This is a genomic window from Maribacter thermophilus (assembly GCF_001020565.1).
In the GTDB taxonomy this organism is placed as follows: Bacteria; Bacteroidota; Bacteroidia; order Flavobacteriales; family Flavobacteriaceae; genus Maribacter; species Maribacter thermophilus.
The window spans coordinates 3,883,186-3,904,120 of sequence record NZ_LDAS01000001.1; the positions used below are offsets into that span (position 1 = coordinate 3,883,186).

At 38.3% G+C, this 20,935-nt stretch carries 17 protein-coding genes and 1 tRNA gene; 13 read left to right on the forward strand and 5 right to left on the reverse strand.

What is annotated here, in order from left to right; genetic code table 11:
• Positions 1–20: 20 nt before the first annotated feature.
• The 4 genes from AB657_RS16830 (at position 21) to AB657_RS16845 (ending at position 5,688) form a co-directional block, all read left to right on the forward strand.
• A complete protein-coding gene (locus AB657_RS16830) occupies positions 21–1,925 on the forward strand; it encodes an alpha-1,3-galactosidase-related protein (protein WP_047247560.1) in 1,905 nt (634 codons plus the stop codon).
• Between the two features lie 145 nt (positions 1,926–2,070).
• Complete coding sequence (locus AB657_RS16835; RefSeq protein ID WP_084696451.1) at positions 2,071–3,570, forward strand: sulfatase; 1,500 nt, start codon at positions 2,071–2,073, stop codon at positions 3,568–3,570.
• A 138-nt stretch (positions 3,571–3,708) separates the two neighbouring features.
• Complete coding sequence (locus tag AB657_RS16840) at positions 3,709–5,448, forward strand: glycoside hydrolase family 43 protein (protein WP_052958742.1); 1,740 nt, start codon at positions 3,709–3,711, stop codon at positions 5,446–5,448.
• A 166-nt stretch (positions 5,449–5,614) separates the two neighbouring features.
• Positions 5,615–5,688: transfer RNA gene (locus AB657_RS16845), tRNA-Val, on the forward strand.
• Positions 5,689–5,718: 30 nt separating this feature from the next.
• Here AB657_RS16845 and AB657_RS16850 read toward each other — a convergent pair.
• Both AB657_RS16850 and gldJ read right to left on the reverse strand, forming a co-directional pair.
• Positions 5,719–6,996 (reverse strand): UDP-N-acetylmuramoyl-tripeptide--D-alanyl-D-alanine ligase, encoded by a 1,278-nt coding sequence (locus AB657_RS16850; RefSeq protein ID WP_047248062.1) that lies wholly within the window; start codon positions 6,994–6,996, stop codon positions 5,719–5,721.
• Between the two features lie 65 nt (positions 6,997–7,061).
• Positions 7,062–8,729 carry a gliding motility lipoprotein GldJ gene (gene gldJ, locus AB657_RS16855; RefSeq protein WP_047247562.1) on the reverse strand — a complete coding sequence of 556 codons (1,668 nt, stop codon included), beginning with the start codon at positions 8,727–8,729 and terminating at the stop codon, positions 7,062–7,064.
• A gap of 398 nt (positions 8,730–9,127) precedes the next feature.
• On the opposite strand from gldJ, the gene porV reads away from it, so the two are divergent.
• From porV to AB657_RS16890, 6 genes are all read left to right on the forward strand, one after another.
• Complete coding sequence (gene porV, locus AB657_RS16865) at positions 9,128–10,276, forward strand: type IX secretion system outer membrane channel protein PorV (RefSeq protein ID WP_047247564.1); 1,149 nt, start codon at positions 9,128–9,130, stop codon at positions 10,274–10,276.
• 80 nt (positions 10,277–10,356) lie between these two features.
• Positions 10,357–10,845 carry a cytidine deaminase gene (cdd, locus tag AB657_RS16870; RefSeq protein ID WP_047247565.1) on the forward strand — a complete coding sequence of 163 codons (489 nt, stop codon included), beginning with the start codon at positions 10,357–10,359 and terminating at the stop codon, positions 10,843–10,845.
• 187 nt (positions 10,846–11,032) lie between these two features.
• Positions 11,033–12,031 carry a pyruvate dehydrogenase (acetyl-transferring) E1 component subunit alpha gene (gene pdhA, locus AB657_RS16875; RefSeq protein ID WP_047247566.1) on the forward strand — a complete coding sequence of 333 codons (999 nt, stop codon included), beginning with the start codon at positions 11,033–11,035 and terminating at the stop codon, positions 12,029–12,031.
• 4 nt (positions 12,032–12,035) lie between these two features.
• The gene (locus AB657_RS16880; protein WP_047247567.1) at positions 12,036–13,688 is read left to right on the forward strand and encodes a pyruvate dehydrogenase complex dihydrolipoamide acetyltransferase; all 1,653 of its coding nucleotides are present in this window, start codon (positions 12,036–12,038) and stop codon (positions 13,686–13,688) included.
• A gap of 90 nt (positions 13,689–13,778) precedes the next feature.
• On the forward strand, positions 13,779–14,801 hold the full coding sequence (locus tag AB657_RS16885; protein ID WP_047247568.1) for a M28 family metallopeptidase: 1,023 nt from the start codon (positions 13,779–13,781) through the stop codon (positions 14,799–14,801).
• A 5-nt stretch (positions 14,802–14,806) separates the two neighbouring features.
• A complete protein-coding gene (locus tag AB657_RS16890) occupies positions 14,807–15,487 on the forward strand; it encodes an SDR family NAD(P)-dependent oxidoreductase (RefSeq protein ID WP_047247569.1) in 681 nt (226 codons plus the stop codon).
• 2 nt (positions 15,488–15,489) lie between these two features.
• Here the strand turns inward: AB657_RS16890 and AB657_RS16895 are convergent, their stop codons facing one another.
• Positions 15,490–16,110 carry a peptidylprolyl isomerase gene (locus AB657_RS16895; RefSeq protein WP_047247570.1) on the reverse strand — a complete coding sequence of 207 codons (621 nt, stop codon included), beginning with the start codon at positions 16,108–16,110 and terminating at the stop codon, positions 15,490–15,492.
• An 82-nt stretch (positions 16,111–16,192) separates the two neighbouring features.
• On the opposite strand from AB657_RS16895, the gene AB657_RS16900 reads away from it, so the two are divergent.
• From AB657_RS16900 to AB657_RS16910, 3 genes are read left to right on the forward strand one after another with little or no spacing between them, the layout of a single operon-like run.
• Positions 16,193–16,795, forward strand: a complete 603-nt coding sequence (locus tag AB657_RS16900) for a SprT-like domain-containing protein (RefSeq protein WP_047247571.1) — start codon at positions 16,193–16,195, stop codon at positions 16,793–16,795.
• Positions 16,796–16,798: 3 nt separating this feature from the next.
• Positions 16,799–17,878 carry a mannose-1-phosphate guanylyltransferase gene (locus tag AB657_RS16905; RefSeq protein WP_047247572.1) on the forward strand — a complete coding sequence of 360 codons (1,080 nt, stop codon included), beginning with the start codon at positions 16,799–16,801 and terminating at the stop codon, positions 17,876–17,878.
• A 2-nt stretch (positions 17,879–17,880) separates the two neighbouring features.
• Entirely contained in the window at positions 17,881–19,350 is a 1,470-nt protein-coding gene (locus AB657_RS16910) for a DUF389 domain-containing protein (RefSeq protein WP_047247573.1), read from the forward strand.
• On the opposite strand, the gene AB657_RS16915 is transcribed toward AB657_RS16910, so the two are convergent.
• Positions 19,347–20,114, reverse strand: coding sequence for an ABC transporter ATP-binding protein (locus AB657_RS16915; protein WP_047247574.1), 768 nt, complete (start codon positions 20,112–20,114; stop codon positions 19,347–19,349). The genes AB657_RS16910 and AB657_RS16915 overlap by 4 nt on opposite strands.
• A complete protein-coding gene (locus AB657_RS16920; RefSeq protein ID WP_047247575.1) occupies positions 20,114–20,851 on the reverse strand; it encodes an MlaE family ABC transporter permease in 738 nt (245 codons plus the stop codon). Before AB657_RS16920 ends, AB657_RS16915 begins: the two co-directional genes overlap by 1 nt.
• Between the last annotated feature and the right edge of the window lie 84 nt (positions 20,852–20,935).

Below are 20,935 nucleotides of genomic sequence, written 5' to 3' on the forward strand. Positions count from 1 at the left end.
TAACATATTAATAAAAATGGATGAACACAAAATTTAATTTATCGTTTGTAGCTATACTGATCTTTTTGGTAAGTTGTAATGTAAACTGTCAATATAATATAAAAAATGGTGTACTTGAGTTCGACGGGGAGTATTTGGAGCAATACCAAGATGTTACCCCTATAGTTGTAAAGGTTATAGAGGCTTATAAAGAGTTGAATGTTAAAAAAGTAGTTTTTCCAAAAGGCAAGTATCATTTCTATCCCACGTATGCTCCAGAATTTTATTGCGAAATTACCAATAACGATAACGGGCTTAAAAGGACTCCATTTCCGTTGATGAATTTAAATGGTTTTGAGATAGATGGGGGAGGTTCAGAATTTATATTTCATAGTAAAATAGTTCCGTTTATTCTTGAAAATAGTTCCAATATAAAGATTGCCAATTTAAGTGTTAACTGGGATGTTCCATTTGTATTGGAAGGGAAAGTAATCGCGAATAATGAGAAGGACAAAACTTTTGACATTAAGGTTAGTACCCCATATGTAGTAAAATATGGGCGTTTGTATTTGTCCTTGGAAAGAGAAGATACTCCTTATCATAATAAATATGGGCCAAAATTTAATATATCAGAGAGGTATGATGTGGAAGTTGGGCAAAACATAGTCTGGGATCCTAAAACCAAGTCTCCCTATTATAATACCCTTCTGTATCAAATGCAGGAAAAAGGGATTGAGGCTGTAGAACTTGAGAAGGGCGTTATTCGGTTAAAGGGAGAGTCTAGACAAGTGCCTCCTGTTGGGTCTATATTTGTTTCTAAAGGAGAATATCTTGCAAATAGAATGTGCCCGGCATTTAGGGTTTTTAAATCTAAAGAGTTGTTATTTGAGAATATCAATGTACACCATGCAGGTGCCATGGGGTTTATTGCCGAACGTTCAGAGAATATAACTTTAGATGGCTTTAATGTCGTTTTAAAGGAGGGACAGGGAAGAATGGTTACCACTTCGGCAGATGCAACTCACTTTTGTAACAATAAAGGTCACATTATCATAAGGAATTCGATTTTTGAAAATATGTTGGACGATGCTACAAATATTCACGGAACATATGTTAGGGTTAATCAAATCATTGACGACTATAGTGTTGCCGTAGAAACTTATCATCCTCACCAAAATGGCTATTTGTTCGGGGAAACGGGAGATGAGGTTCGTATTGTTAATAATAAAACATTGGAGCCGACTGTTGAGAATCTTTTTTTAACGAAAGTTAAACGAATCAATGAGAAAATTTCAATTCTTACTTTTGATAAACCTGTAAAAAACAAGGTGGGGCTATATTATGGAATAGAGAATGTTACGTGGAGCCCCACAGCTGTTCTTGAGGATAATATAGTTCGCAATAATCGTGCAAGAAGTTTTTTGTTGGCCAGCTCTAAGGGAATAGTGGTAAAGGGAAACCATTTCTCATCACAAATGGCAAGTCTTCGAATAACGGCTGACATGGATTTGTGGAACGAATCTGGGCCTTCTAACAATCTGGTCATTGAAAATAATATTTTTGAGGATTGTGGCTATGGTGGGTATAACCGTCAATCTACCATATTGATAGATCCAATCTATTCCGACAAGAAAGGGGCTGAAAGTAAATTCAATAAAAATATTATTATTCGTAATAATTTATTTAAAACATTCGATACACCAATTTTAACGGCTATCTCCATAGATGGATTGGTATTTCATGACAATGTTGTTGAACAGACGGATACGTACGTACCAATATTGGAAAACCTACCTAGTTTATATATAGAAAATTGTTCTGATGTTTCTGTAAAGGGAAATAGTTTTAAATATTTAAATGGTTCAAAACCGGTATTGAAGTATGACTCCAAGACCACGGATATTAAAATAGGGAAAAGAAAAAAGTATAATGTGGTTTATCCCTGAGCGGGACTATTGGTAGCGGCAGAGGTGTTGGCATAAGCTTATATAATAAGAAGGACTCTTTTTTTGTAAAGGAAAATAGAACCTAAAGTGCTGTACATAATGTTATTATAGGGTAAACCAATAATGTGGTGATAAAAAATAATATATGAAAAATGTAATTGTTGTATTGGTCATGTATGCAATATTGGTGAGTTGCAAGAGCAATACGCCAAAAGATAGTGTTAATAGACCTAATGTAGTTTTAATTGTAACGGATGACTTAGGATGGATGGATGTCTCGTATAATGGAAGTTCCTTTTATGAAACACCTAACATTGATGCCTTAGCTAAAGAAAGTGTTAGGTTCATAAACGGTTATGCATCAAGTCCAGTTTGTTCACCTTCAAGGGCTAGTATTCAAACAGGAATGTATCCGACCAATGTAGATGTTACGAATTGGATTCCGGGGCGGGCGGCGAACAAAGGAGCTGAAAAAGAAAATAGATGGTTGTCCAATGTTACGGAAGATAAGCTTCATTTGAAATATACTACAATTGCAGAAGTTTTAAAGAGCAAAGACTATACTACATGTTTTATAGGTAAATGGCATTTGGGAGAAACAGAAGATTTATGGCCAGAAAACCAAGGGTATGACATAAATATAGGTGGTGCCGGTAAAGGTCATCCCAACCTTAATAGGGAGAATGGTGTGCATGGGTATTTTAGTCCGTACGGAAATCCGCGGTTGTCGGACGGGAAAGAAGGAGAATATCTTACGGACAGACTGGGAGATGAAACTGTAGCTTTTATGGAAAAGAACAAAGACAAATCATTTTTTGTTAATTTATCCTTTTATCAAGTTCATACCCCTTTACAGGCAAAATCGGAGTATGTGTCCCAATATCAGGAAAAAAGAAAATCTTTGGGCCGAGATACATTAAATGAGCTAGATTTTAATCCCAAATGGAAGGCCGGTAATTATATAAATAGAACGTTCAAAGAAAGATTCGTCCAGGCCCACCCGACCTATGCAGCCATGGTCAAAAGTATGGATGAAAATGTTGGAAAAGTAGTTGAAAAGCTTAAGTCTCTTGATTTGTACGATAATACAATAATAGTTTTCACATCTGACAATGGAGGGTTGTCAACCGTGAATGGGTCTCCTACTAGTAATGTTCCTTTGAGGGGAGGTAAAGGTTGGTTGTATGAAGGAGGTGTCAGGGTGCCTTTTTTTATTAAAAGAGCCGGAAATATTAAAGGGGGGGAGATTAGTAATACTATGGTAAGCAGTATCGATATTTTTCCTACGATTTTATCCGAAGTAGGCATAGAGTACCCTCATAAGGTAGACGGTATAAACGTTTTAAAAGATAATAACCGGGAAGAGGTTCTATATTGGCATTATCCTCATTATGGAAATCAAGGAGGGAATCCAGGAAGTGCTATTCGAAAAGGTAAATATAAATTGATCCACGATTTTGAGACAGGGGAAAAATTGTTGTTTGATCTAGAAAATGATTTGTCAGAAAAACACAATTTATATCAAGAGCTTCCAATTTTGGCAGCATCTCTTTATTCGCAATTGGACGAATGGCGTATTCGGAATAATGCAAAAATGATGAAACCCAACCCTATTTGGAATAAAGCAGAAAGAATTGTTGAATAAGGGGTGAGGCGTAGCTTTTTGAGAAAAATGTCAACTCGCTCACCATAAGATTTTAGATGTCTATTGTTAAGAGTAAAAAGCTTAATTCATGAACAGTTCTTGTCTATTAAGTGGTAAAACAAGAAAAGTTAATTGTAAATGATAAAGAAGTTAAGGACTGTAAGTTACTTTTTACTTGTTTTAATAGGGGGATTTAATGTCTGTTGTGCCCAAGAACAGGTATGGAAAATAGGTAGTTGGGGAGATCAAGGTGATGGTACCTATAAAAACCCCATTCTTAATGCGGATTACCCAGATGTTGATGTGGAAAAGGTTGGGGATACATATTATATGATTTCTTCGAAACAGCATATGTCACCTGGTATGGTAATATTGGAATCGAAAGATCTCGTCAATTGGACAAATATTGGGCATGTATGGGATAGGCTTTCTTGGGGTAAAAAGTATGATTGGGATCAAATGAACGGCTATGCCTTTGGTGTGTGGGCGGGAGATTTGGCTTTTCATGATGGTACTTGGTATTGTTATTTTATCGATAGAAACTATGGTTTGTTCATGAGTAGTTCTGAAAATATACGTGGGCCGTGGACAGAACCACATAGGATGCTTGCGGCTAATAAAGTATTCAACGACCCAGCCGTATATTGGGACGAAGAAACACATGAAGCTTTCCTTATTTGTAATACTGGAAATTTATTGAAATCAAAAAAGGATAAAAAAATCGATTTTGAGACCCGTTTGTATAAAATGAGTTGGGATGGGCGCACAATTATAGATTCAGGACAAGTAATATATTCAGGGTATGGTGCAGAGGCAGCAAAAATTTATAATATAAATGAAACATGGTACATCTTTATTTCGGAATGGTATATAAAAGAGGCGAATGGGGATGGAAGAATTCACACTTATGAAAATGATCGTAAACAAATTGTTTTGCGTTCAAAAACAAATAGTATTTACGGGCCTTTTGAAAAGAAAGTTGTTTTTGAGCGAGGAAATGGCATAGAACAAAGTTGTAGCCAAGGTGCTTTGGTAAAAGTTCAAGATAATTCTTGGTGGTATATTCATCAATTGGTCCAAAATACGGCAATACCTTTTCAAGGAAGGCCGCAGTTGCTGCAGCCAGTGGTTTGGGTCGACGGGTGGCCTATAATTGGGGAGGATGTGGATAATGATGGAATAGGGGAGCCAGTAATGGAATATAAAAAACCAATATTGGGTTTTCCCGTAAAGGCTCCGTATACCGATGATGATTTTTCTGAAAACAAATTGGGGTTTCAATGGGAATGGAATCATAATCCTCGAAATACTCATTGGTCGCTAACCGATAGACCTGGATGGCTTCGATTAAAAGCCAGTAAACCTGTACCTCGAGATAGTTTTAATAATGTAGAAATAAAAAGACCAAAAGGAATAGGGGAGTCATACCCATTTTGGCGTGCATGTAACACATTGAGTCAACGTATTATGGGTACTACATACGGAACGGCGATTGCTAAATTTGATATTTCAAGGATGGCTATTGGGCAAAGGGCGGGTTTTGTTAGGTTTGGAGGTGTTTATAATATGTTAGGGGTCCATATGGATGATTGGGATAGTCGCTATATATTCTACGTAAATAAGAGGGGAGAAGAAAGAATTGGACCTAAAATAAGTGGTGATTTTTTTTATATTAAAACAATAAACAATGGGAATAAAGCATATTTTGAATACAGCTTAGATGGTAATGTGTATTATCGATTTGGTCCAGAATTTATTATTGAATTTGGAAATTGGACGGGAGATCGGCTCGGCTTTTTTAATTGGAATGAACTAGATGAAAGTGGGGTAATAGATGTTGATTGGTTTTATTATAATTACGATGGGCCAAAAGGTTGAACAACCATTAAAAAATAATAAAGTGGTTATTACTCTTTAAAAAATAGCAATGCTTTTAAGCTTGTTGGGCAATTCTGATTTACTTACAGAACACATAGAATAATATTTTGAATTATGTATATTATTTGAGGTGTCTGTGATTTTAAACTTATTGAATGGAACATTAAAGGTTTTACTCAGTTGGTTTAGAGCGCTGCCTTGACAGGGCAGAGGTCACTGGTTCGAATCCAGTATATCCCACAGGTTTCTTCGGTAAATGTCTTTTGCCTATTATAATAACTCCAATATTCTTTCCAGTGCCATTCCCCTTGATCCTTTTATTAGAACAGTAGAGGGTGTCGGTATTTGGATACTCTTGAAATCTTCTTTCAATTTTTCGAACGAACCAAATGTACTAAAGCCACAATTTATCTTTTTAAAATTCTCTCCAACCAATACTACGTTCGAGAAACCGAGGTCCGTTGCCAATCTTGCAATGGCATCATGTTCTTGCAGAGAAGAATCACCTAGCTCGAACATGTCTCCTAAAAACAATACTTTGTTATCATCATTCATTTTGGAGAAGTTTTCAAGGGCTGCCCTCATGCTTGATGGGTTGGCGTTATAGGCGTCCAAAATAATCTTAAGTCCGTTCTTTTTAATGATTTGTGATCTATTGTTGTCCGGGGTGTATGCTTCTATCCCTTTTTTAATGTCCTCTAATGGAACATTGAAATATTTGCCCATGATAATGGCCGCGCAGCAATTTGTAAAATTGTAGGCGCCCAATAGTTTTGTGTGGATGTTGGTGTTTTCGACCTCTAAAACAACAAAAGGGTCTGCTTGCTTAAAATGGATAGGGTAGAACTTAGGATCGTTAGAGCTAAATCCATACTTTTTTATGTAGCTGTTCAGTTTTTGTTTTTGAACAGGGTCGTCTGCATTCAAAAAAATGCCTTTCTTGTTCGATGTTAAATAGTCGTATAGTTCGCTTTTTCCTTTTATAACGCCTTGTTCGCTTCCGAAACCCTCTAGATGCGCTTTTCCGAAATTGGTAATATATCCGAAATCCGGTTCGGCCAATGTGCATAAAAACGCTATTTCCTTTAAATGATTGGCACCCATTTCCACGATTGCAATTTCCGTTTCCTCTTTTATGGAAAGTAGGGTCAACGGAACTCCGATATGGTTGTTTAGGTTGCCTTTAGTGGCAATGGTGCTATATTTTTGCGAGAGAACGGCATTTACGAGTTCTTTGGTGGTGGTTTTTCCGTTACTTCCGGTTAAGCCAATAACTGTGGCCTTTGATTGTTTTCTGTGGTAATTGCCTAGGTTTTGTAAGGCCTGTAGAACGTCGTCCACCAGAATGGTCCTATGGTCTATTAGAAACTCTTTTTCATCTATTACTGCGTAAGATGCACCGTTTTGCAGAGCCTGTGCCGCATATTTGTTTCCGTTGAAATTATCACCTTTAAGTGCAAAAAAAATATCCCCCTGCCTTAGTTTTCTTGTGTCCGTATTAATGGAAGGGTTTTCAAGAAAAATAGTGTGTAGTTCGTTTATCGTCATGAAATCGAAGATAAAAAAAAGCCCTTTAAGAAAAGGGCTTTTTTTAAACATATCATTTAAGATCGTTATTTGGCTTTTTTGCCTCTAACTGTTTTGTTTTTCGTTTTTGATTTAGAACCTACTCTAGACATAGCACATCTAAAGCCGATGTAATCTGTTGCCATATATTGAGGTAGGTATCTTCTTTGTGCTGGATCTAACCAGTAAGCTCTATCTCTCCATGATCCACCTTTGTAGACTCTAACTTCGTCATTGATCAAAGAAGTTCTGGAGTTGGATTTATCGTATTGTCTAATGATGTTTCCTGCAGAATCCCTTTGGACTTTATGTTTAGGCGCATTGTACATTACTTGTTGGTCCGTACTTTCTTCTTCATCGTTAAACCTGTCATAAAATCTAGAGGAACCTGGGTCACCATCTCTGTATCCTCTGTTGTCGCTAGAAGAGAAATTTGTTCTTAAATAAGTCTCTTCTTCATCTACAGGAACCATTTTTATTTCTCCCGGTAGGTTTACGGCAACCACTTTTCCGTTTGGAAGTGTATCGTATACGATAGAATCTTTTAAGATAGTAACTTTACCGTCTTCACCAATAGCGGTTTTCATGTAAATATTACCTCTATAATAGTTAAAGTCACTTACTTCGTCGTCTACTATTGGTCTGTATACATCGGCAACCCATTCTGCAACGTTACCGGCCATATCGTAAAGACCAAGGTCGTTAGGCTTGTAAGACATTACTTCTGCAGTGATGTCGGCACCATCATCTGACCAACCGGCAATACCACCGTAATCACCTTTGCCTTGTTTAAAGTTGGCTAATTGGTCTCCTCTACCAACTCTTTGCCCATTTCTGGTATAATCACCTTCCCATGGGTATTTTTTTCTACCTCTATAGTTGTTATATTCCCTTTGTCCTACTTGTGCCTGTGCTGCATACTCCCATTCGGTTTCAGTTGGCAGTCGGTATTCTGGCATGATAATTCCAGTACTTCTTTTTGCAAAGGTCGATACACTGTCCTTTTTCTTTTTGCCTTGTAGGGAATCTATTTGTCCGTTGTATACAGACTCGGGTCTATTAAGGTATGCTTCGGTACTGAATGTACCTGCCACTTCACCTTGTGCCGCTTTGTACTTGGCATCTTTGGCCAAATAACCTTCTCTTTCCAGCATTACTTCGTTTACACGGTCTGTTCTCCATTCCGCAAACTGGGTAGCTTGGATCCAGTTAACACCAACAACAGGATATTCTGCGTATGCAGGATGCCTTAGATAGTTGTTGGTCATCGTTTCGTTGAAACCCAATCTGTTTCTCCAAACCAAAGTGTCTGGCAAGGCTCCTTTATATATATTGGTATATTTAGGATTTTCTGGAGGGTATACCTTTTTTAGGTAATCCAAATATTCCAAATACATTACATTGGTAACCTCAGTTTCGTCCATATAAAATGACTGTACGTGCTGAGAGGTAGGTGTGTTGTTCCAATCGTGCATTACATCATCTTGGACCTTACCTTTTGTGAAAGTGCCACCTTCAACAAATACGAGTCCAGGAGCGGTTTCTTGCTCTTTAAAATCTGTATTGTATTGAAAACCACCTTCCTTAGCATTTATTTTCCAACCTGTAGCTCGAGACACATTTTTGGAGGATGAGGATTTCGAACAGCTGGTTACTGTAAAACCTCCCGCAACAACGGCGCATGAGAGTACAACTTTAATAAACTGTTTTTTCATAATTAGGACTTGAGTTCAATCTGTTTAAACTAATAGTTTTGCTAGTCTAATTGATTTGGATTTTGATTAATTTATGTCACTTTCGCTGATTAGAACGATGTTTTCCCTATAATATTTTATGGGGCAGGATTATTTTAACGATCCTTAATGTCGAGGTAATTAAAATGCTACCTGCTATTTTTCATAACGTACTAAAAATGGATATAGTATGGATACTATGTTTTCTTTTGGTTTATCATTTAAAATTAAATCGATTTAAGGTCTTACTTTCTTTAAAAAAATGGAAAATAGTTATATATGGATACACGATAACGTTAAAAATGGCGTTTACATGTAAAATAGAAAGAAATATTAGGCTGAAACACTATATTGCCCTGCCTTTATTAATTTTGAACTAGATGAGAAAGATTTCGATACTATTATTATTGTTTTTTTTGGTTAAAGTTACTGCACAGGAAGATGAAAGGGTAATAACCACTGCGGTTCCGTTTTTAACAATTGCGGCCGATGCTAGGGCTGCGGGAATGGGTGATATGGGTGTCGCTACTTCAACAGATGCTTTTTCCCAGCAATGGAACCCTGCGAAATTTGCTTTTGCGGAAAGAAAAATGGGTATTGGTCTTAGTTATACCCCGTATCTGGAAAGTATAATTACTGATATTTCGTTGTTGAATGCCAGTTATTTCAATAAAATCAATGAGCAAAGTGCCTTCGCCGTTAGTTTGCGATATTTTACATTGGGTGAAATAGAATTGAGGCAATTTGCAAATGACCCCGGTACATTGGCCAAGCCGAACGAGTTGGCATTGGATGGGTCTTATTCTTTAAAATTGAGTCCTACATTTTCAATGGCCGTAGGAGGAAGATATATAAGGTCTAACTTAAAATTGCCAAGTAATGGATCCGAAGATTCTCAGGCGGCCAGTTCTTTTGCTGTCGATGTTGCCGGTTATTATAGGTCTAGGGAAATTGCCTATGATAATTTTGACGGTAGATGGAGGGCAGGTTTCAATATTTCGAATATTGGAGGAAAAATTCAATATGACGAAGGTGGTCAAGAAAACTTTTTGCCCAGTAACCTGAAATTTGGGGTTGGTTTTGATTTTATATTGGACCAAGACAATGTTATTGGATTGACTACAGAGTTCAATAAATTGTTGGTGCCAACACCCAAAGATCAAAATGGTGATGGTGTTATTGACTCTGCGGACAATGATATTTATCAAAATGAAAGTGGTTTCAGTGGAATTTTTAAATCGTTTGGGGACGCACCTGATGGGTTTAGCGAAGAACTTAAGGAAATGACTTGGGCCTTGGGTGCAGAATACGTTTATCAAGATGCCTTTATGGTAAGAACCGGGTATTTTAATGAAAGTGATGTAAAAGGTTCTAGAAAATTCTTCACTTTAGGAGCCGGATTTAAATTTAAGGCGGCACAAATAGACCTATCTTATTTGTTTTCAACCTCACAAGTTCAAAACCCATTGGAAAATACATTGCGTTTCTCTCTTACCTTTAGTTTAGGAGAAGAATTTTATAACGATTAAAAAGACAATTATATAATTTTGACAAGCCCGCCATATGGCGGGCTTGTTGTTTTCTATAGATTATATTTTACCTTAGTGGCATGGCAAAAAAGAAGAAAATTAGTTTTGATATTACTGTTTATGATTCTTTGAACGAATTGAAGGAATCTGACCGAAAATTATTGGGTCTGGCCGTTGAGGCTAGAAAAAATGCGTATGCTCCTTACTCTAAATTTAATGTGGGCGCGGCCGTATTGCTAGAAAATGGAGAGGTCGAAATAGGCAGTAATCAAGAAAATGCCTCATATCCTTCGGGGCTATGTGCGGAAAGGGTAGCGATCTTTCATGCGGGGGCGAAGTTTCCGGGGGTGCCAGTAAAGACTATAGCCATTACGGCAGCTTCGGAAGATTACGAGGTAACGGTCCCGGCTGCACCCTGTGGTAATTGTCGGCAAGCTATTTTTGAATACGAATTCAAGCAAAAATCTCCGATAAGGCTATTGCTTATGGGGGCTAGTGGAAGTATTGTGGAATGTGCGTCGCTAGAGGATATTCTTCCTTTAGGTTTTAATAATACCTACCTAAAATAGGTAAGGTTTATGGATTGGCCATAATTCACTTCAAACAGATTTTTTGTTATGGCTGTAATTTCTTTCCGCTTTTGCTTTTATTTTTTTTATCCATTCATTTATATGTGTATTTTTGCTTTCTTGTGGTGTGCATGTAGACTCTATACCATGAGTCTAACTAATTTGTAATAAATTCATAAAAAAATCGATGGAAAAAATTACCAAGGAAACTTATTTGAAATGGTACGAGGACATGTTTTTTTGGCGAAAGTTTGAAGATAAGCTTGCCGCAGTATACATTCAACAAAAGGTGAGGGGTTTCCTTCACTTGTACAATGGTCAAGAAGCTGTACTCGCCGGTGCCTTGCACGCAATGGATTTGACTAAGGATAGGATGATTACTGCATACAGGAATCATGTGCAACCCATAGGTATGGGGGTTGATCCTAGAAAAGTGATGGCAGAGCTGTACGGAAAAGTGACAGGTACTTCTAAAGGTATGGGTGGTTCTATGCACATATTTTCAAAAGAACATCGTTTTCATGGTGGTCATGGTATTGTTGGGGGACAAATTCCTTTAGGTGCAGGTATGGCGTTCGGTGATAAGTATCACGGTCGTGATGCCGTAACTATATGTTATATGGGAGATGGTGCCGTAAGGCAAGGGTCTCTTCATGAAACATTCAATTTGGCCATGTTGTGGCAATTACCGGTCGTATTTGTTTGTGAGAACAATGGATATGCGATGGGTACATCTGTAGCGAGAACATCGTTTTCAACCGATATTTGGAAATTAGGTCTAGGGTATGAAATGCCTTGTGGTCCGGTAGATGGGATGAATCCTGTGACCGTTGCCCAAGAAATGAGTAAGGCCATAGAAAGAGCCAGGTCTGGAGGAGGACCTACTTTCTTGGAGATGAAAACCTATCGTTATAGAGGGCACTCCATGTCAGATGCACAACACTATAGAACCAAGGAAGAAGTAGAAGAATACAAGAAGATAGACCCTATAACACAGGTTTTAGAGGTTATAAAAGAGAAAAACTACGCTACCGACGAAGAAATCAAAGAGATAGACAATAGGGTCAAAGCTTTGGTGAAGGAGTGTGAGGAATTTGCAGAGAAATCAGATTATCCCCCAGTAAATCAATTGTACGATGTGGTTTACGAACAAGAGGATTTTCCATTTGTTCAACATAAATTGTAAGTAAATGGCTGAAGTAGTAAACATGCCCCGATTAAGCGATACCATGGAAGAAGGTACCGTAGCGAAGTGGTTAAAAAATGTCGGAGACAAAGTCGAGGAAGGTGATATTCTTGCCGAGATCGAAACCGACAAGGCCACCATGGAGTTTGAATCTTTTCACGAAGGAACCCTTTTACATATAGGTGTAAAAGAGGGGGAAGGAGCTCCGGTTGACTCACTTTTGGCTATTATTGGTGAGGAAGGTGAAGATATTTCGGGATTATTGAACGGTAGCGCCGATTCTAAACCAGAAGAAAGTAACGCCGAGGCCGCTGAGGTGGTACAGGATTCAGAAAAAAGTTCAGATACTACAGCGTCTGCAGAAATTCCGGAAGGAGTAGAAGTTGTTAAAATGCCACGTCTGAGCGATACTATGGAAGAAGGTACCGTGGCCGCTTGGTTGAAGAAAGTGGGAGACGACGTAGAGGAAGGTGATATTCTTGCCGAAATAGAAACGGATAAGGCTACTATGGAATTTGAGTCTTTTTACTCCGGAAAGCTTTTGTACATTGGGGTTCAAGAGGGAGAATCATCACCCGTGGATGCGGTACTTGCGGTGATTGGCCCAGAAGGTACCGATGTTGATGCCGTTTTAAACGCCAAACCGGGTGCGACAAAGAATGAAGTGGTAGAAACAAAAGAAACTGCCGGTTCTTCTGAAGATAAAAAAGATAATGCCACGTCGACGCCATCGGGTTCAACAACCGTATCGGACAGTGGTCGCATTTTAGCTTCCCCATTGGCAAAAAGAATAGCAAAGGACAAAGGCATAGATTTATCCAAAGTTACCGGAACAGGTGATAACGGTAGAATTATCAAAAAGGATATTGAAAATTATAAGCCGATTGAAGAGGTTACAAGTGCATCTGCACCAGTAGCAAAAGAAGAGAAGGTCTCTGCAGCTCCGGTTGTTTCCATGGCACTTCCGTCAGGGGAAGAAGGGGTAGAGGAAACTAAGAACTCCAATATGCGTAAGGCAATCGCTAGGGCGTTGGGTAACTCTAAATTCACGGCACCGCACTTTTATTTGACCATAGAAGTGGATATGGACAATGCCAAGAAGTCACGGGCACAAATTAATAGTTTGCCAGATACAAAGGTCTCTTTTAATGACATGGTATTAAAAGCATGTGCCATGGCTTTAAGAAAACATCCGCAGGTGAATACAACATGGAATGGCGATACTACTATACAGTATAAGCATATTCACATGGGGGTTGCCGTGGCTGTTGATGAAGGTTTGGTCGTTCCTGTAGTAAAGCACGCCGATTTGTTAGGACTAACACAAATAGGAAGTGCCGTGAAAGATTTGGCCGGAAAAGCACGTAATAAGAAAATTACCCCTGCAGAAATGGAAGGGAGTACTTTTACCGTCTCTAATTTAGGTATGTTTGGTATTCAGGAGTTTACGTCCATTATCAATCAGCCTAATTCTGCCATATTATCCGTGGGGGCTATAGAGGAAAAACCGGTTGTAAAGAACGGTGAAATTGTCGTTGGAAGTACCATGAAATTGACATTGGCCTGTGATCACAGAACCGTTGATGGTGCCGTAGGGGCTCAGTTCTTGCAGACCTTAAGGTCCTATATAGAAAATCCGGTAACGATGTTAGCATAATAAACATCTATCGAATAAGATAAAAAAAGCATCTCTTAAGGGATGCTTTTTTTATCTTTAAAAATTATTATTACCATATATACGAATCGTATGAAACAATATTTAAGTTTACTGTTTGTCATTTTGTTGACTTCTTGTGGGTCAAAGAAAATTTCCAATGAAGTAGAATTGAATCCTACTAATCCAAAGGGCTTAAAAGGAAGTGTTGTGGCCACAAACCCAAACAAGGGGCAAAGTTCTAAGATTGGGTTTACTTCTCCTTCAGAAGTAGGTAAGTTGATGGGGTTTTTGGCCTCTGACGAACTTCAGGGAAGAGATTCCGGTAGCGAGGGTATTGCCAAGGCCGCCACGTTTATCGAGGGTATTCTGCAAGAAAATGGTGTAAGGCCCTATTTTGTTTCGTATCGTGATACCCTGAACAATTTTGATAAAGTAGCTTATAACGTTGTAGGTGTTTTGGAAGGGAACGACGCTGGTTTAAAGAACGAATATATTGTTTTGGGAGCTCATTATGACCATATTGGTATCATAAGCCCCGAAGGAGATGATGAGATTGCCAATGGCGCCAATGACAATGCTTCGGGTACAAGTACACTTTTAGAATTGGCAAGATACTTCGGGAAAACAAAGTCGAATAAGAGGAGTATTATTTTTGCTTTTTTCAGTGCAGAGGAAAAAGGATTGTTGGGTTCTAGGCATTTGGCTTCAAAATTGAAAGGAGAAAGTATAGATCTTTATGCGATGTTGAATTTTGAAATGGTAGGGGTTCCCATGGTGGGTAAGGACCATTTATTGTATTTAACGGGGTACGAACTTTCTAATTTAGCGGAGGTCAGTAATAAATATGCAGGTGAAAAAATTGCTGGGTTTCTTCCAAAGGCAAAAGAGTTGGGTCTTTTCAAACGCTCTGATAACTATGCTTTTCATCAAGAATTCAATGTGCCGTCCCAAACGTATAGTACGTTTGATTTTACCAACTTCGGACATTACCATAAGGTAGGTGATGAAAATGAAGAAATGGACTATGGGCATATGGCAAATGTTATAAATAAAATGATACCCGTGGTTATGGGTATTGCCAATGCCCCGGAAAAGGAAATAAAATATAATTAAAAATAATGGCCAAAGTAATAATAACAGGTGCAAGTAGGGGCATTGGTTTTGAAATGGCACAATTGTTCGCCAATGAAAACCATGAGGTATTGGCATTGTCCAGAAATGAAAGACCTATAAAGGATTTAGGGAATAAAAATATTCGAACTTTTCCTTTTGATATTTCAAAAGAGGATGATTTGAATACACTTAGGGCCTTTCTTGAAAAAGAGTGGCAAGAAGTGGATATATTAATCAACAATGCAGGCAAATTATTGAACAAACCGTTTTCCGAAACCTCGATTAAAGAATTTAAGGAAGTTTATGAGGTCAATGTTTTTGGGGTAGCGGCAATTACAAGATTAGTAATCCCGTTGATGGGCAAAAATGGGCATGTGATTACCTGTAGCTCTATGGGCGGTGTACAGGGTAGTGTTAAGTTTCCGGGGCTTTCGGCATATAGTTCCAGTAAGGGAGCCGTAATAACACTTACAGAATTGCTTGCGGAGGAATATAAAGAAACCGGGCCATCCTTTAATGTTTTGGCATTGGGTGCCGTACAGACCGAAATGTTGGAAGAGGCTTTTCCTGGGTATGAGGCGCCCACAACTCCAGAACAAATGGCACGTTACATCAAAGATTTTGCGCTAAACGGCAATCAGCTTTTTAATGGTAAATTGATTCAGGTTTCCAATTCAACGCCATAGAGTTATTTTAATAGAACAGCTTTGTGTATGGTGTCCAATTTGGGGAACATTTTTATAAAATCGGACTTGTTGGAGTACATTAGATCAAGGGAGCCCATTGTCTTATCTCCGTAACCGGAATATAAAGAAGAGACAACATCCATTCCCTTGGTAACTTTTCCAAAAGTAGGGAAGCCTTTTACATCATTATAAAATATGGTGTCCAGGCGTTCATTATCACTTAGGTTTATGAAGAGGTCGGTTGCTCTGGTTTCTGGACCGCTTCTCGCAAAACTTATTGTCCCCATTGTGTTGCCCTGAACAACCTTTTCATCGGGGACTTTTACACTGCTCCAATTGTTTATGCTTGTAGAGTCACTACTGCCAAACTGAGCTACAAAACCTGGGTTCACCCTATAAAATAGTTGATTGTCAAAATAACGATGCTTAACGAGTTGATAAAACCTATCCGCCGCTTGTGGTGAAAGTTTACGGTCTACCTCTATTTCAAAGGTCCCTTTTGAGGTTTCGAATTGAACTTTGTAATGTAATGGCGAAATTTCTTCTGTCCATTTTTTGTTGAACAGTTTAGGAGAGCAACTAACGATTGCCAAGAAAATTAGGGTAAAAAAATACTTCCTCATAATTAATGAATATGGTATCAATAGTACTATAATCGTTGTTTAATAACAAATAGATAATATTTTTTCAGGTATTTTTGCAGTAATGGAAGAAGTTCTTCGAAAATATATACCGGAACGGGCCGCTTCGTCCTGTATGGAGCTTATTAGAACAAATGAGGTTCATTTGAAAATAGTTAATGAGAGGGTTACCAGACATGGTGATTATAGAAGGCTGGCAGATGGAAAACATCTGATAACAGTAAATGCCACCCTTAATAAATACCGGTTTCTAATAACCTTGATTCATGAAATTGCACACTTGGTAGCATTTAAAAAGTATGGCAGACATATTAAACCACATGGTGTTGAGTGGAAGAAGACGTTTCAATATTTGATGCTTCCTTTTATACGGCCAGAAATATTTCCATCGAAACTTTTACCCCTTTTAGCGAAACATTTCAGGAATCCGAAGGCAAGTAGCAGTACCGATGCAATGTTGTCCGTAGCTTTGCAACAGTTTGATGAACAACAAGAAAAGAAAACATACGTTTTTGAGTTACCCATTGGTAGCATTTTTAAGATTTACAACGGAAAGTTGTTCAAAAAAGGAAATAAAAGGGTAAAAAGATATGAATGTATAGAGTTGAATACAGGAAAAATGTATCTTTTTCAACCCAATGCCGTGGTTGAACTTATAAATAGTTGAAAAATGAATAAAAATTATTACGCAGTGTTAATGGCAGGTGGAGTTGGTTCCAGATTTTGGCCGATAAGTACGTCGGAATACCCAAAACAATTTCACGATATGCTCGGAACAGGTGAGACACTTATTCAAAAAACGTTTCAACGACTTAATAAGTTCATTCCGACAGAAAATATCTTGATTTTGACCAACGAGCGCTATAATGATTTGGTGTTGGAACAATTACCAATGGTAAAACAGGATCAGGTAGTGTTAGAACCTGCTATGAGAAATACGGCGCCCTGTATTCTATATGCAGCTTTGAAAATCCAGAAAATGAACCCAAATGGGGTAATGATCGTAGCCCCAAGTGACCATTGGATAGAAGATGAGGATGCCTTTGCGAGAGATGTTGTTACATGTTTTGATAAATGCGAAAAAGAAGAAGTGTTGTGTACTTTGGGTATAAAACCAACATTTCCGAATACGGGGTTTGGGTATATAGAATATGATAAGGAAGATACCGATGAGGTTAAGAAGGTAAATCAATTTAGGGAGAAACCTGACTATGAAACGGCAAAGGAGTTTTTGGTGCAGGGTAATTTTTTATGGAACGCGGGCATATTTATGTGGAGTGTAAAGACCATAGTAAATGCGTTTAAAAATTACCAACCTGCTCAATATCAAATTTTTATAAATGGATTAGCTTGCTTAAATTCGGAAGAGGAAACAGGGTTTATAGCTGAAAACTACCCAAAGGCCGAAAATATTTCTATAGATTATGCAATTCTAGAAAAATCGGAAGCTATTTATGTGCTGGCCGCTACCTTTGATTGGAACGATTTGGGTACATGGGGATCTCTTTTTGATAAATTGGATAAAGACAGTACCGGGAATGCGGTAGTGAATGCACAGTTGCTGCCAGAAGATGCTACCGGCAATATGATCAGAACATCTAAGGATAAAATTGTTGTGGTCGATGGTTTAAAAGATTATATAATTGTAGATAAAGAAGATGTACTTTTGATATACCCGAAAACCAAAGAACAAGATATAAAAAAGGTATTGAACAAAGTAAAGGACAAATTTGGTAACAAGTACGCATAGGTATGCAAGAAAAATTAGATCAAGATAATATTACACCTAGTGAGAAGCCAACGGATAGTGGTGAAGAGGTAAAAAAGGACTTTTGGGGCCTGTTGGGGAGTATAAAGAAGTTTCTTTTGGAATTGTTGGACATAAGGGCCAATACCGATCAAGAAGCGACCAAAGAGGCCATAATCGCCGATATACCTTTTAAAGGCCATACGTCGTGGATTCTTATATGTTCTATTTTTATAGCTTCTATTGGTTTAAATGCCAACTCTACCGCAGTGGTTATCGGTGCCATGTTAATTTCACCCTTAATGGGGCCTATTTTAGGTATAGGCCTCTCTATAGGTATTAATGATATTGACACATTAAAGAGGTCGTTAAAAAACTTTGGGGTGATGGTGGTGCTTAGTGTTCTCACTGCTTTCCTTTTTTTTAAATTTTTTCCGCTTAGGGATGAGTCTTCTGAACTATTGGCAAGAACGGCCCCGGATATACGCGATGTACTGATCGCCTTTTTTGGTGGTTTGGCCCTTGTGATAGCGAGGGCAAAAAAAGGAACCATTGCCAGTGTTATTTTTGGGGTGGCCATTGCAACGGCATTGATGCCTCCTCTGTGCACCGTTGGGTTCGGATTGGCTATCGGTAATTGGGACTACGCCAGTGGTGCCATGTACCTATTTACGATCAATACCATTTTCATAGCCATGGCTACGTTTTTGGTAATAAAGTTGTTGCGTTTTCCTATGGTGCGCTATGTCAATTCTCAAAGGAGAAGGTTGATAGCCAGGCTTGCTTCGGCCGTGGCCATAGCTGTGATGATTCCGGCAGGAATCACTTTTTGGGATGCCTTGCAAGAATCATTGTTTAAAAAACAGGCAAATGAGTTTATTGCTGAAAATATAATTCCCTATAAATTTTCGGGACAAGGTAGGTTTTTAAAGGATTTTACGGACTTGGAATATAATCACGGTGAAAATTCGCTTATAGCTGTAGTTTTTATGGGGAGTGAGGCAATACCCGATAATGTAATCGAAACATGGCGGGCCAAGCTTATGGAAGACCCAAGGCTCAAGAATACGGAGTTGCAAATTATCCAAGGTGGACAGAATGACGAGGTGGATCAGCTCAAGTATGTAAACGAGTTGTATGAGTCGCAAAAAAACCAATTATCCAGCAAAGAGGATCAAATTGCCTTTTTAGAATCTGAATTGGCAAAAATGAAGGAAAGAACCAAGTGGCAAATTCCATTTGGCGAAATTAGTCAAGAGGCGAAAGCCAACTATGAAAACTTGTCAAGGTTGGGGTATTCCTATTTGATTTCTACCGATTTTGAAAAGACCGATACGATACCCGTTTTTGAAGTTACCTGGAAGAAACAGGCCAAACGATATCAGACCGAAAAGGATGTGAAAAAATTGCAGGAATGGTTAAAACTTCGTCTTAACAATAATAAAATTCAGGTAAAAGAAGTAATAGCGGATTAATTTCGCTCTTCAATATACATTTGGCGCACTTTTTTGAAAAGATCGGATGAATAAACAAAATTGGTAACGGCTTCGTTATCGGTTTTGAAAATTTCATTTTTTGTGCCTTCCCATTCCTTAAGGCCATCTTTTAAGAAAAGAATTTTTTCGCCTATTTGCATCACGGAGTTCATATCGTGCGTATTGATAATGGTGGTGATGTCGAACTCTTCGGTTATCTCTTTTATTAGGTTATCTATAAGAATGGCGGTTTTTGGATCTAGACCAGAATTTGGCTCATCGCAAAAAAGATATTTGGGGTTCATTACAATAGCCCTTGCAATGGCTACGCGCTTTTGCATACCTCCAGAAATTTCGGCGGGGAATTTATGATGGGCGTCTACAAGGTTTACACGTTTTAATACGGTGTTAACCCGGTCTTCCATTTCAGATTTGGATTGGTTGGTGAACATTTCCAAAGGAAATTTAACATTTCCTTCCACGGTCATACTATCAAAGAGGGCACTGCCTTGAAACACCATTCCCATTTCTTGCCGTAACGCTCTTTTTTCTTTTTCTGTTAGGCTAGAATATGTTTTTCCATCATAAACAATAGATCCTTTTTCAGGAGAGAACAGTCCTAAAAGACATTTCAGGAAGACTGTTTTACCAGAGCCGCTCTGGCCTATTATTAAATTGGTTTTTCCGTTTTCAAAGGTGGTTGAAATACCTTTAAGAATATGGGCATCACCAAAAGATTTATGAATATCGTTTACTTCGATCATTAGCCCAATAAAAGTTGCGTTAGTAAATAGTTCAATATTATAATTACCACACTGGTCCAAACGAACGAGGTGGTACTGGCCTTACCTACTTCTAGGGCTCCACCTTTCATGTAATAACCGTGAAAAGAAGGTATGGTAGCAATAATGAAGGCAAAGATCAAGGTTTTGATAAAGGCATAGGCAATATGAAAGGGGACAAAATCTGTTTGTAGCCCAGATACAAAATCGGCACTTGTAAGAAACCCTCCGAAGACACCTGCTATCCAACCGCCAAAAACACCAACATACATAGAAATAGCTATGGCAAAAGGGTAGAAGAGCATCGCTATTATTTTTGGAAATACCAGATAGTTCAAAGAGTTTACCCCCATAACTTCCAGAGCATCGATTTGCTCTGTTACCCGCATGGTGCCAATACTAGAGGTAATATAAGAACCTACTTTTCCGGCCATGATTATAGATACGAAAGTAGGGGCGAATTCTAGAATGACCGATTGTCTGGTGGCAAAACCGATAAGACTTCTGGGGATAATAGGGTTGGTCAAGTTCAATGCCGTTTGTATGGCAACCACCGCGCCAATAAAGAAAGAGATAAAAATGATGATGCCCAAAGACCCATAAACAAGTTCATCTATTTCCTTTAAAATCAACGATTTCATTATGCGCCATTTCGTAGGTTTTTTGAAAACCTCACGGATCATAATTGCATAGCTGCCAATAGACGCTAAATAGTTCATGTATTAAAAATAGATTTCTTACGGTAAAAATAACAATAAACGATTTGATTTAACTTCTATTTAAACTATTAAGGGGGATTTTAT

What these genes read in the sequence shown, in the direction of transcription:
- AB657_RS16850 (WP_047248062.1), bottom strand. Translation starts at nt 6,996, where the DNA reads ATGACGATAAACGAACTACACACTATTTTTCTTGAAAACCCTTCCATT.
- AB657_RS16835 (WP_084696451.1), top strand. Translation starts at nt 2,071, where the DNA reads ATGAAAAATGTAATTGTTGTATTGGTCATGTATGCAATATTGGTGAGT.
- AB657_RS16905 (WP_047247572.1), top strand. Translation starts at nt 16,799, where the DNA reads ATGAATAAAAATTATTACGCAGTGTTAATGGCAGGTGGAGTTGGTTCC.
- AB657_RS16900 (WP_047247571.1), top strand. Translation starts at nt 16,193, where the DNA reads ATGGAAGAAGTTCTTCGAAAATATATACCGGAACGGGCCGCTTCGTCC.
- AB657_RS16895 (WP_047247570.1), bottom strand. Translation starts at nt 16,110, where the DNA reads ATGAGGAAGTATTTTTTTACCCTAATTTTCTTGGCAATCGTTAGTTGC.
- AB657_RS16880 (WP_047247567.1), top strand. Translation starts at nt 12,036, where the DNA reads ATGGCTGAAGTAGTAAACATGCCCCGATTAAGCGATACCATGGAAGAA.
- AB657_RS16890 (WP_047247569.1), top strand. Translation starts at nt 14,807, where the DNA reads ATGGCCAAAGTAATAATAACAGGTGCAAGTAGGGGCATTGGTTTTGAA.
- AB657_RS16885 (WP_047247568.1), top strand. Translation starts at nt 13,779, where the DNA reads ATGAAACAATATTTAAGTTTACTGTTTGTCATTTTGTTGACTTCTTGT.
- cdd (WP_047247565.1), top strand. Translation starts at nt 10,357, where the DNA reads ATGGCAAAAAAGAAGAAAATTAGTTTTGATATTACTGTTTATGATTCT.
- gldJ (WP_047247562.1), bottom strand. Translation starts at nt 8,729, where the DNA reads ATGAAAAAACAGTTTATTAAAGTTGTACTCTCATGCGCCGTTGTTGCG.
- AB657_RS16840 (WP_052958742.1), top strand. Translation starts at nt 3,709, where the DNA reads ATGATAAAGAAGTTAAGGACTGTAAGTTACTTTTTACTTGTTTTAATA.
- AB657_RS16910 (WP_047247573.1), top strand. Translation starts at nt 17,881, where the DNA reads ATGCAAGAAAAATTAGATCAAGATAATATTACACCTAGTGAGAAGCCA.
- AB657_RS16915 (WP_047247574.1), bottom strand. Translation starts at nt 20,114, where the DNA reads ATGATCGAAGTAAACGATATTCATAAATCTTTTGGTGATGCCCATATT.
- porV (WP_047247564.1), top strand. Translation starts at nt 9,128, where the DNA reads ATGAGAAAGATTTCGATACTATTATTATTGTTTTTTTTGGTTAAAGTT.
- AB657_RS16830 (WP_047247560.1), top strand. Translation starts at nt 21, where the DNA reads ATGAACACAAAATTTAATTTATCGTTTGTAGCTATACTGATCTTTTTG.
- AB657_RS16920 (WP_047247575.1), bottom strand. Translation starts at nt 20,851, where the DNA reads ATGAACTATTTAGCGTCTATTGGCAGCTATGCAATTATGATCCGTGAG.
- pdhA (WP_047247566.1), top strand. Translation starts at nt 11,033, where the DNA reads ATGGAAAAAATTACCAAGGAAACTTATTTGAAATGGTACGAGGACATG.